The organism is Hymenobacter fastidiosus (assembly GCF_039539565.1).
Lineage (GTDB): Bacteria > Bacteroidota > Bacteroidia > Cytophagales > Hymenobacteraceae > Hymenobacter > Hymenobacter fastidiosus.
Genome location: NZ_BAABDJ010000035.1, coordinates 169761 through 184967, shown reverse-complemented (window position 1 = coordinate 184967; position 15207 = coordinate 169761). Strand labels below are relative to the sequence as shown.

10 protein-coding genes and 1 pseudogene are annotated in these 15207 nt (G+C 53.4%); 3 read left to right on the top strand and 8 right to left on the bottom strand.

Annotated elements, in window-relative coordinates:
- Positions 1-45 precede the first annotated feature (45 nt).
- The 4 genes and pseudogenes from ABD833_RS15010 to ABD833_RS15000 all read right to left on the bottom strand — a co-directional run.
- Positions 46-495: pseudogene (locus ABD833_RS15010) on the bottom strand (recombinase family protein); the annotation flags it as partial.
- Positions 491-631: a recombinase family protein gene (locus tag ABD833_RS19395; protein WP_425553681.1), complete on the bottom strand. Its 141-nt coding sequence runs from the start codon at positions 629-631 to the stop codon at positions 491-493. The pseudogene ABD833_RS15010 and the gene ABD833_RS19395, both read right to left, overlap by 5 nt.
- On the bottom strand, positions 628-936 hold the full coding sequence (locus tag ABD833_RS15005; protein WP_345074077.1) for a hypothetical protein: 309 nt from the start codon (positions 934-936) through the stop codon (positions 628-630). The genes ABD833_RS19395 and ABD833_RS15005 overlap by 4 nt, the downstream gene beginning before the upstream one ends.
- A gap of 383 nt (positions 937-1319) precedes the next feature.
- Positions 1320-1880 (bottom strand): recombinase family protein, encoded by a 561-nt coding sequence (locus ABD833_RS15000; protein WP_345074076.1) that lies wholly within the window; start codon positions 1878-1880, stop codon positions 1320-1322.
- A gap of 718 nt (positions 1881-2598) precedes the next feature.
- Here ABD833_RS15000 and ABD833_RS14995 point away from each other — a divergent pair.
- Positions 2599-5136: a hypothetical protein gene (locus ABD833_RS14995; protein ID WP_345074075.1), complete on the top strand. Its 2538-nt coding sequence runs from the start codon at positions 2599-2601 to the stop codon at positions 5134-5136.
- Between the two features lie 236 nt (positions 5137-5372).
- Positions 5373-7946, top strand: coding sequence for a DEAD/DEAH box helicase family protein (locus ABD833_RS14990; RefSeq protein WP_345074073.1), 2574 nt, complete (start codon positions 5373-5375; stop codon positions 7944-7946).
- 106 nt (positions 7947-8052) lie between these two features.
- On the opposite strand, the gene ABD833_RS14985 is transcribed toward ABD833_RS14990, so the two are convergent.
- From ABD833_RS14985 to ABD833_RS14975, 4 genes are all read right to left on the bottom strand, one after another.
- Entirely contained in the window at positions 8053-9111 is a 1059-nt protein-coding gene (locus tag ABD833_RS14985) for a DUF6371 domain-containing protein (protein WP_345074072.1), read from the bottom strand.
- Between the two features lie 81 nt (positions 9112-9192).
- Positions 9193-10791, bottom strand: a complete 1599-nt coding sequence (locus ABD833_RS14980) for a YfjI family protein (RefSeq protein ID WP_345074071.1) — start codon at positions 10789-10791, stop codon at positions 9193-9195.
- A 91-nt stretch (positions 10792-10882) separates the two neighbouring features.
- Positions 10883-11059 (bottom strand): helix-turn-helix domain-containing protein, encoded by a 177-nt coding sequence (locus tag ABD833_RS19390; protein WP_425553685.1) that lies wholly within the window; start codon positions 11057-11059, stop codon positions 10883-10885.
- A gap of 502 nt (positions 11060-11561) precedes the next feature.
- The gene (locus tag ABD833_RS14975; protein WP_345074070.1) at positions 11562-12944 is read right to left on the bottom strand and encodes a site-specific integrase; all 1383 of its coding nucleotides are present in this window, start codon (positions 12942-12944) and stop codon (positions 11562-11564) included.
- 410 nt (positions 12945-13354) lie between these two features.
- On the opposite strand from ABD833_RS14975, the gene ABD833_RS14970 reads away from it, so the two are divergent.
- Positions 13355-15031: an RNA-binding domain-containing protein gene (locus ABD833_RS14970; protein ID WP_345074069.1), complete on the top strand. Its 1677-nt coding sequence runs from the start codon at positions 13355-13357 to the stop codon at positions 15029-15031.
- Positions 15032-15207 lie beyond the last annotated feature (176 nt).

The window sequence follows — 15207 nt, the reverse complement described above, 5'->3', positions numbered from 1 at the left end:
AGACAAAACACGGCACCCATTCATCGTTTAGTACAAATTATACAACTATACCGGCATTGTTTTATCATCGGCTACCAAGTACTTGTGCATCGTTGCTACCGGCACTCCCGTGGCTAGTTGAATCTTCTTAAAGCTGAGTCCTTCGCTCCGCAACCTTCGCAGTTCAGCAATGACAGTATCTGCTAATGGTGGACGACCTAGTGCCTTGCTACTCCGAGCCTGACCCGCCTTGATACGCTCCGAAAAACGCACCCGCTCCTGTTTGGCAATAGCAGCCAGGAAACCAATGATAGCATCCCGGAACAACCCAGTGCCATCGAGATACTGCTCCGTGAATGATTTGAATTGCACCCCAACTGCCGTGAGCCGTTGCAAATGATTGAGCGTCTCGGTTACCCCTTCACGACTAAAACGGTCCAGGCTCCAGAACAACACCACATCGAAACGGCGTTTATAGGCATCGGCAAATAGCTTCCGAAACCGTGGCCGCTCAGCTGACCCTCCACTTTCCTAGTTCCCTATATATAGTATAGCCCAACCGTTCGGCAAAAACTCGTAGTTCGCGGAGTTGGTTTTCGTTGGTCTGACCCTTGTCTTTGGTACTGACGCGGGCGTAAATGGCAGCATTCATCTTTTGCCCGTACTGATTTTAAGCTTCTCAGCAGAATTGACCTTGTATTGACGCCACATCTCAGGGTTCAATCCTTCGATGGCTCTACACATCTTTTCCAACCCCTGAGATGATAGTTGCCCTGACCATGCAACGGCAAGGTCAACTTCTTTCAAAAGAGCCACTTTGACAAAATGTGAGCCTACGCCTCGACTCTCCGAATACACAACAGTCGCTTCTCTGCCTTGGTCAAACTCCTGTTTAAAATCTTCGGGTTCCATCGGTATGTTGTCAGGCCACTTTTCAGTGTCACCGTGGGTAATCATACATCCGAGGTAGTACTGCTCATCAAACCGGCCTACAATCGCAAATGGATGTCGAGCATCTGGATATGATTCCTAGAAAGAGTATATATCTCCAGGCTGGTACTCTCTAAAATCAGATTGGGCCATTCGCAAAACTACTGTTTTCGAACGTGTTTCGCTTTTATTGATAGTTGATAAGTAGTTCGACCTAAATAATCGTCATTAATAAAGAAGAGCGCCATACCAAGTAAAATCGAAGCATCTCGCAGTTGTCCGTGCCTCATTCGAAGGCTTATTCGACTATGCGAGGCGCTTCGGCTGCGCTCAGCAGAGCGTTCAAATCGGTGTCGATTATTTAGGCTTAACTACTTAGATGACCGCTTTGTAATTTCCCAAAGCGAAATTTATGCAAAAAGCTCCTGCCGATAGCGCTTTACACTTGCACGGCTGATACCGGTTAGCGCTACAATTTCAGCTATCGATAATCCCTTTTCCAATGCCTTAGCCACTTTAGTTAATTTTTCGGTATCTCGCCCGGCTGGCCGACCCAGATGCTTACCTTGTTGCTTAGCCAGGTTAATGCCTGCTAAACTCTTCTCACGGTTGTTCTCGCGCTCGTATTGGTTGAAGGACGAGAACACGCCAATAATCATCTTGCCTGCTGGGGTGCGTGAGTCGATGCCTAGGTCGAGCGCCCGAAAGTGTACACCGCAGCGGTTGAATTCTTCTACGAGCTGAATCGTGTGCACCGTATTGCGCCCCAGCCGCGCCAGCCGATTCACTACCACCACGTCGCCCTCGCGCACCGCGGCCAATAGCTCATCGAGCGCTGGGCTACTGGTGCGAGTACCAGAAACCTTCTCTTGGAAGATGCGTGAGCACCCGGCACGAGTCAGGTCGTCCAGCTGGGTATCGAGATTCTGGTCAGTAGCGGAAACGCGGGCGTAGCCGAAAATATGCTGCATGGCTCAGTAAGTATGGGTCATAAAGTTAATTCATAAAAACTTTCAGAACCCACTTCTTGAGCCGTAAAAACGGCCTTTTACAGTTGCTAGCCAGAGCAAGGGAGGGGGGTATCAGAAAGGTGCACCTTGTTGAGCCACGGAGTTATTTGCCTTCAGACTAATTTTCTGGTCAGTAAGCAGGATAAGTGAGGCTGTTAGCTAGGGTTCTCGTTATAGTGAGTTAACTTTGGGTACTCCCGTTTCATAGAGTAGAAGTCAAGGTGTACCAGCACTCGCTTCAGAGCCCCCGGTTGTTCCACCAGCCGGGGGTTTCTTTATGGGCATGACTCTGCGCCAAGAGGCCAGAACCGCACTTGTTCCAGATTCAATTTCTCTTAAGGCGGTATGAAGTACTACACAGATAACTCTCTTTTTGCTGGGCGCATAATAAGTAGTTGGGCTGAATTGATTATGCAATTAGGCAGTCATGCAAAGCGCAGCATCTCGCATGAACTATTGATTTACTGGACTTTGCGAAATACTTCCTGTCGTCAGCATGACCGCCTAATTGTAAAAACTATTCCAACGAACTACTTAATTGGCTTAGCCAACCATTAGTAAATCTTCTAAGGGTGGTGTACTGCGGCGTACGCCATTGCGCCTGTCCTTCCCAGGGCGCATGCGGCTGACCGGGCGGCAAGACGAGGGCAGCTAATTTGACGGTCATTAAGCATGCACTATGGTAAAGCAATTCATTGCCGACTTTCGCAAAAAAGCATTCACGGATAACCTGTTAAGCTCCGATACTCACCTCCAGGAGCTGGTCGGCTTATACCCGCGTATCCTGCGCGAACTGCTGAGAGACTACGATACCTACCGGCACCATATCGCCTCCTTTCTGGACGTGTTGGAGCAAATCGGCATAACGGCAATATCGCTCAGTGGGGACACTTTCTTCGAGATATACCCCGAAATCGTGGCCATCAAGAACACCAAGAAGCCCGATACGGCTTTTATGCAGCGGGAGCCTGACGATGCTGCGTTTCAAAAGTTAAAGGATGCCCTACAGGTTACCCTTGCTGCGGACAACCAAGTGCGCATTCACAACTTTAATCCGAATATCAGTTCGTTAACTGTTGCCGAGGCAGAATCTATAGCTTCCGTATATGTCCACCTGCTGCAAGACGGATCCAAAAAGATGGTCTGGTCGTTAGAAGAGGTGAACGACTGGTCACTCAACCTCGCTGTCCTCCGGAAAACGTTGCTCCTCAGCAACAACATCGAGTCGTTCTACCACGCGGTTGGTATATTTCTCGACCGTCTGGCTTCTTCCGAGCATTACCAACTGGGACGGGACGTGTGCGAAGAGTTTCTCATGGCTTCCTTCCTCGACGGGGTGCCTGAACTCGGGTTTTTCTGCTGTTTTCGGTTCTACTCCATCAGCAAGAATGCGCAGGCTGCTTTGATGTATGCGAACCTGACTTTATATGCCACGCGGGATAGGAGTGCCATGGGTGCCATTTCCACCCGGTTTATTAGAGAGCTGGTCTGGCAGTCCCTGAAGATGTTCCGGGGCCTGGGCTTGGCGCTTTTTGCTGTCAAGGTGTATGAAGAGCGTCCCCCACTGGTTTACGAATCGGATTATGAGCGGCACTCCCTCGACCACACCTACTTCACGGTGCTTTTGAGCTATAAGGCAGCCGAGCTTCCTTATAAGATTTACGACTACCTTAATCAGGAACGAGAAAGCATATTTGACGGAGGGCCGCACGAGGCCATGCCCTGGCTCACTACGCTGTATCAGATTCGGCGATTGTATTCCGAAAAGCCTGAACAGCTGCAGTTGCTGGACCAGTACATCAGCATTCTGGAGCACATTGCCCCGGCCGAAATGAAGCAATGGGTAAAGAGCATTGTCGAAGGCGACCGACAGAATCTTAGGAAGTACCTGCTTACCTCGTTGCAGCAGCTCCACCGCACCCGTAGCATCGACGACTTCGTGTACGACAACGACCAGGCCCTGACCTTCTCGGGCCGGCTGCTTCCCACCAGCGTGGCCGAGCAGGACGCTTCCTCCTTCCTGCTGGCCATGGTGGTCAGATCCGATTTCAGTGTGTTGTTTCAATCAACTACGGCCGAAGACGCCGCCCCAATCTTACCGCAGCAGCAAGCCGCTGATGAGCCAGTGTACAGGCGCTATGTGGAGGAAGCAGGGCTACCCAGCATCTTCGCCATTACACCACAGGAGGAAGTAACGTGGCTGGCCTTGGTCGAAGGAGCCCTTTACCAGTTAAACCTGGCCGATGAGAAATTCAGCTTCTACAAGCCAGCTAGCTGGGAAAACGCCCTATACCGGCACTCCCTCCACCAGGAGTTATTCGCCGGCCTGGGCTTCGATACCACAGTTAAAGAACGGCGCGGCGGGGTGAGGCAAGTATTGCCGGAAGAGCACGAGCAGGCTGAGCAGAAGTTGGTGGCAGAGTTATCCTACGCCACGTTAAACATCAACCCCTACAAGCGTACACTGCTGATTGTCAAGGATATGGAGTTGGCTAACTATCCGCACAATCTGTTTCTCGGCCTTGATGGTCAATTTATTCACAGGGAAAGAGCCATCACCAACATTGTGTCGAGCGAGTGGTTTGCTGCCAATGCAGGCAAGCAAAAGCTGGCAGCAAACTACTCTAAGTCCATCTGGATACCGGTTGCGAGCGGGGACTTTGCTTTGAGCACGCTTTATAGCAAAATAGAAGACGCCTTGTCTGCACACGCTTTTTCCGTGTCGGAAGAAATAGAGTTGGCTGAGCCGCTTCGTGCAGACCTGAACATCGTGTGCTCCCACGGCGCCCGGAACATTTCCGAAACCCAGATAGTATCGCAGACACTTCTACCCGAGGACTTCGAGCAAGCCACCGAGCACTTCACGTTCAATTTGGATAATGTCGTGGGCAAGGGCAAAGTGTTGGTCTTTTTCGTGTGCCACTCGGGGTCCATGCGGTCTGAGTTTTTCAAGAACAGCATCTCCTCCCTTGTAAAACGGTACCTGCGGAAAGGCTACAGCGCGGTCATTGCGCCGGCGTGGGCGCTGCACGTGTACGTTCCTGGAATATGGCTGCCTGTTTTCCTCCAAAACCTTCAGAATGGCCACAATATCAGTACGTCAATGTTCAACGCTAATATGGCCGTTCGCGAAGTTTATCCAACCCCGGCAGCCTGGGCGTGCTTGCACCTGTACGGCGACCCGCACATCATGTTAGAGACACAGGCCACCTCGTAGGATGCCAGGCGTGTGATTGGCCGCCGTGTGGACTTGTTGTAACGAAGCCGCCAGCTGCTTGTAGCAGGTGGTACCGTCTTACAGAATACCGGCCTTCGTTTGGAAAACATGACAAGAGTCTATCTGGTGTTAAAATTGTGTCCGTCTATGCTTCAATAACCCTTTTCAAAATCATTACCATTACTTTTAGTTGGCCTAAACTCTACGTCTGACTAGCTAATTGATTCTGACCCATAATGTACCAATCAACCGACCTTGAACAGCTGCGCCAGGATAATCCGCACGCGATGCACAAAACCCCGTTTGAGCACCAGCGCGACGCTTTTGAGAAGCTGAACGCTCTGTTCACGTTCTCGGACAAGGAGCACAAGGCCGGTATTTTGGTACTGCCAACTGGTGCGGGTAAAACCTTCACCTCGGTGAACTGGATTTGCCGCAACGTGCTGCCCAAAAATGTGAAAGTGCTGTGGCTGGCCCACACCGGCCACCTGCTGGAGCAGGCGTACAAGACCTTCGAGAGTAACCTGCTGCAAGTGCCCCAGCGGCGCAGTGTCAACATGCGACTGGTGTCAAGCGACCCGGAGCACTCCAATGCCTCGCAGATTGACACCAGCGACGACGTGCTGATTATTACGACCCAGACCGCCATCTCCAACACGGAGCCCGCGGCCCTGGATGCGACCGGCCAACCTCGCAAAACGGCCTTTGAGAAATTCTTGGAGCATTCCCGCCAAAGCGGGCTGTTCGTGGTACTTGACGAGGCGCACCATGCCCCGGCCTATGGTTGTCGCAACCTGCTGATTGGCGGCAATCGCTTTGCTGACGGCATCCGCCAGAAAGTACCTAACTCGTACTTCCTGGGTCTCACCGCCACGCCCAGCTATTCCGACGCCCGGCGCCGGGGCTGGCTCTGGGACATTTTCAAGGATGGTATCATCCATCAGGTAGAAAAAGCCGACCTCATTCGTCAAAACATCCTAGCCCTGCCCCAGTACGTGCAGAAGAACACCGGCCAGGACATCGCCGTTGACGACAGCCTGTTTGACCGCTTGGTGCGCCAGCATAAGGACCTGCCCGAGGACCTGATTGAGCGCTTGGCCCGGGACAGCGGGCGAAACGACTACATCGTTAACGATTACCTCGACAACTACCAAGTCTACGGCAAAACCATCATCTTCGCGGACCGCTGGTTTCAGTGCGTGTACCTCAAAGAAAAGTTGATGCAACGCGCCAAAGAGCGCGGCATCACGTTGCGGGCCGACGCGGTGTACTCGCACGTTGACGCTCGCGCCGGCACGGTCGAAGAGCGCAACCAACGCAACACGGCCGAGAACACGCGCATCTTGCGTCAGTTTCACAACAACGAGTTGGACGTGCTGCTGAACGTGCGTATGCTGTCAGAAGGCACCGACGTGCCCAACGTTAACACGGTGTTCATCACCCGGCAGACGACCAGCGCCATTCTGCTGACGCAGATGATAGGCCGGGCCCTACGCGGCAAGGCCGCGGGTGGGGGTGCTGACAAAGACGTGGCCAACATCGTGTTTTTCGTTGACAACTGGAAGAAGGTCATCAACTTCGCCACGCCGGAAGGCGGCGGCCGGGAGGAGTCGGAACCCCGCACGCGGGGCGGCTACCCCATCGAGTTTATCTCCATCGGCTTGGTAGAGGACCTGTCGCGGCAGCTCGACAGCGGGTTGGTTTTTGCCGACCACGCTTATCTTGATAGCCTGCCCGTGGGCTGGTACGAAACCGAAGTGCTGGCCAGCACTGGCGAAGAAACAGACAGCTTCCGGGAGTTTGTGGTGGTGTCGGAAAAGTGCCAGCCCAAGTTCGTGCGTTTCATCGCGCACATCCAGCAGAACCTGCCCGCGCAGTGGGAAGACGACAGCCTCGACGAGGCCTACGCCCAGCAGCAGGCTGCGCTCTGGATAGCCGGGTTCTTCGACCTGAGCGATAACACCAGCAAGCTGCTCGATGCGGACCTGATAAAAATTGCCCGGCATTACGGTCAGACTAAGACGGTGCCTCCTTTCCAGAGCTTTGTCGAGCGCAACAAGCACGACCTTGACAAGCTGGCTGGTGACCTGCTGGAGTTTAATGAGTTTGTGGTGCAGGATAAGCTGCACGCCACCTACCACGACAGTGCCTATCTGTGGCAGCGCTTTTATAAGAGCTATGACCGATTCAGAACCGCTTTTGACTCGGCTCGCAACCGTATCTACCACATCCGCAAGTTCGGCAGCGTGCCGGAATTGAACCTGCCGTCCTCTACCCCGCAAACGGTCGAGCAGCGGGAGTTGACCGAGGACGAAAAGCAGCAGGTATTCCAGCGCGACAAGTACACCTGCCTGTGCTGTGGTAAAACCTATGGGTCCAAGCGCCGGGTAACCTTGCAGGTCGACCACATCAATCCCTTCCGGTTTGGGGGTGAGACCAGCCTCGACAACTCCCAGACCCTTTGCAGCGTGTGCCACAAAGATAAGGGCATCAATGAAATCAACTTCCGGGTGCATAGGAGTCGCCTGCTAGCTCCTAAGGCTACTCTGGAGATGAAGCGTCCATCGAGTAAGGAATCGGTCTATGTGGAGGAAGAGATAAGCCGCATCGTCAACCTATTCTATGGATGTAAAGCGGTGGCAGACATCATCTGGGACCACCGTCCACGCAGCCGCAACAGGTACCAGTGGGAGCTAATCTTATTTGAAGGCAACAACCCTGCTTGGCTGGAGCCACATAAACTAGCATTGATTGCTTTTATCCGCAAGGAGATGAACTGCCCGCTCCTGGAAGACATCACCATCCGGTAGCTTTCACACAATTTCTGATGGGTATAAATCAAGTTTATTGTATGATGTCAGTACCATCGTTTTACTGGTCCTTACCCCGGGGTGTAATTCAAAACATTTACTTTCTTTAGAGTTCTGTAAACGTTTCAGGAGTAGGAGGTTTCAGTTCCCAACTCCAGGGGTAGCCAGGCCATGCACTGAGAAATACATCGGCTATGTCAATGTCAGCCTTTCGCTGTTGCTCAGTCACCCTATTTTCCAAAGCTTCCGACACCTCCATATCAAACCCCAGTTCACGAAATTCAGCGGCTTTGGCCTGCCAGTGGGCATATGCGCCTGCGTCCGGGAACAGCACCACCTGACGCCCCTTGAGAGGCATTAAGCGGTCAAGCGTAAGGTAACTCTTGCTCGTTGTAGCCATCCATACAAACTCTGGTATGTACACTGTCGCTATCATAGCTGTTTTAGGGCTTTCAACCAGAGCTACCAGCTGTGAAGCAGGGGCGCTAGCTAGCTGAGGCAGGCCAAAAAGACAGTTACTCTTCTGTTCCTGAGCATTGTAATCGGCCAGCCAGCCTGGTACTGGTTGTCCCTTAAGCTTGTAGTTATTGGTGAGTGCCGTATGTACCCACGTGGTACGGCGGTGTGGGTCTTTCACGGTATGGCCGGTAGCATCAAGCAGTACTATTTGGCCGGCACGCACCCGGTCCTGTTGGTCAATTAACCAGAATATACAGGCACCAGGCCAGCGAGACGAAGTTCCAAGGTTAAACCGTCGCATCAAGTCGTTAGCGACCCCAAACCCGAAATTCCGGCGTAGAAGAATAGCCAGAGCGTTGCGCCCATAGCCCCTTAATGATGCCAAGTACAATTGGGTCGGAAAGTCTACTACAGCAGGAGTTACAGCGAGCGGCCGGATTTTGGGGCGGGGCGGAGGAAAATCATGCTGCGGCTTTTCATTAAAGTAGATTTGTTTTGCGTAGCTAATCCCGTTTGTGTCGGCACGGTAGGGATTCAAGTGATAGCCACAGCTCACTTCATGGTCACAACGCCCGTATATATAGGGTAGCAATTCCCCGGTGTCTGTATCGATGTAGCGCACGAAGCACTTAGGTCTATCGCAATTATGGCACATGGACTTAGGTCCGGCGCGGTGCTTGAGCGTAAAGCGGTAAGGGCTAGACATTTTTGTGTTGAGTATAATTTAGCGACCTCCTAGCTGACAAAACTGACGGAATGGTTTTCGTCGGTTTTGTCAGCTAGGCAATCAAACGATGGGGAGAAATAAGCGCGGGTTTATCTCGAAAGCGGCAGACCGCGGACGACCTGTGCCAGCAGCAGGCATTGGGGCAGCTTCCCGAATCCAATCCGCTTCAACGAGTCCCTCTAGGGCGTCTCGTACAGAGCTATAATTGCTCAGTCCTTGCCAGTTTTTGCGCTGCACGTCACGCAACGTGAAACGGTCAGGCAGTTGCTTTTCTTTGATACGTTCGCCCAGAGTTGCAACCCCGCCTCCAACACCTGCTCCATAGGTGTAGACGCGTTGGGCATGAGCAGCGAAATATGTACACCATTGGCCCGCCAGTTTAGCCGCCTCGGAACTGACAGGACCGCTGGCGGCTTGACCACCGACGACCTGAATCAGGTGGAATAACAGTGCAAGAGCTGGGTATAATTTTCGATACTTGGCCAAGTGCTGAACCAGCGCCGGAGCCTCATCAGTGTCTTCAAGGTCTCGTTGCCAGGCAATGAGCCAGCTAACGAACACTTCCTGAGCCGTTGCACTGAACTGGAAGCTCGGAATTGCATTCTCGGACAGCAAAGTAGCCCCGAGCTGCACCGGGTCGAACTGGTCGAGACGGCGTAGTAGTTCTACGACGTCAAGCTGACCAGACAAGTCTGGCACTTCGTCCACGTAGTTGTATCGAACTGGGTCAGGCCACGCCAGCAGCGAAAAGCGTTGGGTCATGCCGTCATTGCCACCGTGCAGGGTCTGATGCAGATACTGAGCTAACCTATCCGGTTGAATTCCGCCCAGCACCGCCAGACAACATCTGGGCACATAAAGGGAGCCGCGGCCAATGCGGTCGGACCTGTACTCGCTGGTTCCGGTCCAGGCTTCGAGAAAAAACTGCCGGTCACCCTCACGACCATGCTTTTCCCAGCTCATCAATAGCCCGGTCAATTCATCCCTGAACATCAACAGTCCGTGCGGATTTTGATTTTGCAGTTCTATCAGCTTTTCAACGGTAGTGTCGTTGACGATGTAACGTCGGGCTTTGGGCGCCGCGACAGCTTCAAGTTCAGCCAATTCTATTTGTAGCCGCTGTAATTCGGGCTCATCGCCTTTATCAGCTGCCTTAGCCAGCTTTTTCTTGATAGCTTCTTTGCGAGCCTTCAATACTTCAGCGGCGGCTTCATGAAGCCTATTGCTTTGGTCGAACTCCCTCCGGGCGGCATCCTCTAGCCGCTGTAATGGCATCAAGGCAGCATTTAAGGCCGGCGTTTTCAGCGAAGATGGTTCGGCCACAATGGCACCCCAAAGATTTGGGACCTCCAACCAGCTTGTGTCCAGTTGTTTGGGCCTGATACCGCACCGGTTTCCTATCAAACTACCCAGTGTCACCAGTAGACTCACAGCGGGCCAATCAGGCGGGCAACTCATCCGACGTGATACATCAAGTAGAGATGCCCGTAGGGTTGGTGGAAATAATGCCATATCAAACAGCGGCACCGGGAGAAGCCGGGGCTTCAGGGCAGCCGGTTTGGGCCAGCCGGGAGCAGGGTCTGCTGGCGCAGCGGCCAGGCGGGCAGCATCAGCCAAAATCGCGGCTTGGTAGTTTTCAGCGGAAGAGAAGGTTAGCATTTGTCCTCCCCTCCACTGGAATTAATCTCGCTCTGCGTTGTACTTTTGAATCGCATTCCAAGCAAATTCAAATAATTCCGGTCGCTGGTGCTCATGCGCTGGTGACCGTTTTATTTTCGCTTCGCTTACCAGCCGCTACCCACTCCAATAGTTCTGACCTATCAAAATATAGCTTATTTCCTCTTTTTGAGTGAGGAATAGCCCGCGCGGACACAAGGTTGTAGAGGCGCGCCTTGGAAAGTCTCGTGACTTGCTGGGCTAGCTCCATTCCGCCTAGGGTAGGAGTTGCGTCGGGACTACGTTGTAGAAGCAGCCGTTTGAGCAGCTCCTCGATCGTTTCGAGTCGATGATTTAAAAAATCGAATGGGTTTGTCATTGCGTAATCGTTTTTGGTTTGACGATTGCAAAGCACCAGCTACTTGGGTAGCGGACACTGGTGTACACCAGTGTCTATTTTTAAAATTTTATTTATTAGGACTGTCTATCAGATTGTTACGATGCCTGTCAAGACAGGATAGCTGATAGCTGACGCTAATATTTTGCACCTGTCAGCACAGGTTTTGTCCTTTACATCAGGGCACAGTGCAGCCATGTGTAGTCAGTGCAGCCATGTGTAGTCACTGATAGGACTGTCTGGCCTTTGCACCACGGCATCAACGTTGGCAGCTAGCCTTCTTCTCGATTAACATGGTCGAAGATGTGGAAGCCAGATACTGCCCGTACTGGCTTACTCAAACAGTGCTGCTCCTATTCAGTCAAGAGCGGGCCATTTACAGCAGCCCTTCAAAAGCCGTGTCAATTAAATCAGACGCAAAGCTGTCGAGGTACACTGTCGTAACGGCTTCAGTCTTGTGTCCCATCGCCTGCGAGATAACCGCCGTGCCGGCCCCGCTCATGCGTAGCGTGGTGGCGAAGGTGTGCCGAGCTACGTAGGTGGTGAGGGGGGTAGCAATGCCGGCGAGATGCCCCAGCGTTTTTAGGTCAGAGTTCACCTGCCCCAGCACCTTGTGCAGCCGATTCATCACTTGAGCGGGGCTGACGTGCTTGGCCGAATCCAGCACCGGGAACACGTAGCTGTCGGGCGTGGCAAAGGTGAACGGCCGGTAAGCGGCCACGATGGCAGCGGCGGGTGCCAACAGCCGCAATGAGAACTTGCCGCCCGTCTTCTGGCGAACGTAGTGCAGGCGGTCGGCATGGCCGGTGCCCACGGCGGCCCCGCTCAGGTCACGCCAACGCAGTTGGGCCAAATCCACGAAGTTGATGCCACCTCCATAAAACGAGAACAGAAACACGTCTTTCGCGAGCCGTTGGCGGTCGGTGATTGGTGTTAGGGCTTCCAGGTTGCGCAGCTCGTCGCGGCTAATGGCTCGCTTGCCCGTGCTTACGTCAAACTTGCCGACTTGCAGCTTGTGCTTTTCGGCCACGGTGCGGGCGAAAGGGTAGGCCGTGGGCTTCACCAGCCCGGCCGCTATGGCTTGATTGAGTACTGCCCTAAGCGTCCTGAACCGCAGTGACAAGGTTATTTCCTTTATGCCCGTAGCGCGTAGCGTTTGCTCCCACTCGGTGCAGAACTGCACATTCACTCGGTCTAGAGGTACGTCGTGTCGATTTATCCAAGCAGTCCAAGCATCGGCTTGACCCCGGCCAGTGGGTGGCGTGGGCGCGTTGGCTTCAGACGCGACGAACTTCGCCAGTTGGTTGCGCAAGTCACGGTACACTGTAGCGTTGCCGGCTTGCCCAGTTTTGAGGTAGCCCGCGCTCAGCTCATCACAATAGGCCAGCAGCTTTATGCGCCGCGCTGCCTTGCGGCCCTCAATAGCTTTGGCCGCCACAGCCGGCGCGTCATGTTGTTCATCGGCGCTGGCCAGCGTGTCGGCCGCCTCGCTGTATTTCTTCTCCCAATCGGTAAGGTCCTTTATCAGTTGCTCACGGTAGGGCTCAGGGTAGCTTTTGCGAATAGCATCGCGGTAGTTTCCCTTTTCTGCGTTCCAATACTTTGGAAGTAGCGACTTGCCTGTAGCGAGGTATTTACGCTTCCGGTCCTTTGTAATACGAACCAGAAAGGGATGGGAGCCATCTGCCAGGGTCTTGCTGGGGAAGTAGATGACCTTCACGGCCGCTTTGCCTTCCTTATGGTCAGTGGTCTTGCTCATGATAGGTAAACCACTTGTGGTTTACACTGCGGTTTACACAAATGTAATAAAAAACGAGTTAGCTCTGATAAATGCTAACAAGGTAAAGTCCGTTTAAGGGTATTTAAAAGCATTTTTAGTAAATGGCGAGTAACCACGATAGAGGTTGTATCATAGCTTCCCAAGCTGAGGGTCGCGAGTTCGAGCCTCGTTTCTCGCTCATTGATTAACAGCCACTTAGCTTCATTGCTAGGTGGCTGTTTTGGTTTTGGTTTAAACGTTGGTTTAAACAACCATATTCTATCTTGCTCCGATGACGGGTGTTTTCAGCAAATCGATTCTCCTTATCCTTACCTTTCCTTCCAGTGTGAGCAGCAACCAAGCTTTACAGATGCTAATACACTACCTCTACTAGACCCTATCGTCTGCTAATGACTCTTGAGCAAGTACGCCGGCTTGTTGCGCTAGGCGAGAGTATTCACCTGGAATTTAAGGAAGCGGCTTACGCACTACCGGAGACGTTTTTTGAAACCGCCTGTGCCTTCCTTAACCGGGACGGGGGGACGATTCTGCTTGGCGTGAAAAACGACGGCACTATCCTGGGAGTACAGCCGGAAGCGGTAGAAGCCATCCGAAATAACATTGCCACCCAGTCTAACAACTCTGAGAAGCTGGACCCAGCTTGCGTGCTGTTTCCTACCCAGGCAGTGGTCGAGGGCAAAATCGTGTTATGCGTTCAGGTAGTAGCCGATTCGCAGCTGCACCGGACCAAAGGAGCCGTGTACGACCGCAGCGAGGATGGCGACTTTCGGGTTGTCGACCCGGCTCGGATAGCAGAGCTTTACAACCGCAAAAAGCTTTTCTACACGGAAGGCACCCTCTACGAACACCTGCGCTTTGAAGACTTACGGGCCGACTTGTTTCCCAAAGTGCGGCGGCTGATGGCCAACCGCAACCCGGAACATCCCTGGCTGGCGCTCGACGACCGGCAGCTGCTTGCCAAAGCCGGCCTTTTCAAGCGCGATTACCAGACCGGTAAAGAGGGCTATACCCTGGCGGCAGCGCTGCTATTCGGGCAGGACGAGGTGATTGCGCAGATTGTGCCGCACCACCGCGTCGATGTGTTAGTGCGCCGCCAGAACCTGGAGCGTTACGATGACCGGCTCGACGTGCGTACCAACCTGATTGAGACCTACGTGCTGGTGATGGAGTTCATTGGCAAGCACCTGCCCGATTCCTTTCATTTGGAAGGCACCACGCGGGTAAGTTTGCGCGACAAGATATTCCGCGAAGTAGTGGCCAATATCCTGGTGCACCGCGAGTATACCAACGCCCGGCCTACTACCCTCGTTATTTACGCTGACCGGGTTGAGGCTGAAAATGCCAACGTGCCGCACCACGGTTCCGGCCCCGTGCAGCTCGATAACTTTGCCCCCTACCCCAAAAACCCCAGCATTGCCAAGTTCTTCCTGCAGCTGGGGCGCGTCGATGAGCTGGGCTCCGGAATTCTCAACGTCACCAAATATTTGCCGCAGTACGTGCGCGGCGCAGTGCCCCGCTTTGTCGATGGCAACATATTCCAGACCATCCTGCCACTGGCGGTGTACCCCCTTGGCGTAGTGGCCGACCTGTGGCTGGACCGCCTGCAACTACGGGTGGCCGAGGTCGACCAGCAAGCCGCCCAGCAACTGGCCGTGGGCGAGTCACTGCGTTCTCATCTCGACGACCCTGAGCGGTTATTCTACGAGTTGGGTACAAGCTGGATGCGAAAAGGGCACAGGCTAAACCTGGATAAAACCGTCCCAGATGACGAAATACCCGATTTTGCCGAGTGGCAGGATACAAGCCCACCGCAAAAAGGGAACAGGCTGCTTTCCGTGAAACTGCGCCATTTCGCGGCCACGCTCTTCGTGTGCCTGGAGCCTAAGCCCCTGGCCGAGGTTATGCAGCTGCTGGGGGTCAGCAGCCGCAGCCGGTTCAAGACTGCTTACACCGATGCGCTCATCCAGCGCGGCCTGCTGGCGCTGACACTGCCCGATATTCCCAGCTCGCCCAATCAGCGCTACCAGACTACCCAACGCGGGCAGGAATTCCTGAGCGGGAGTTGAGGTGCCGCTTCAGTGAACGGTCATGCTGAGCGAAGTCGAAGCATCTCTACCGCAGTAGTAATCAGATTTATCGTGGCGGTAGAGATGCTTCGACTTCGCTCAGCATGACGTTCTGTTTTTGTGTTTTGGTATTTGGGAACAGGTCTGTTGCTTAGTCGTTCAACGAGACGCTTCAT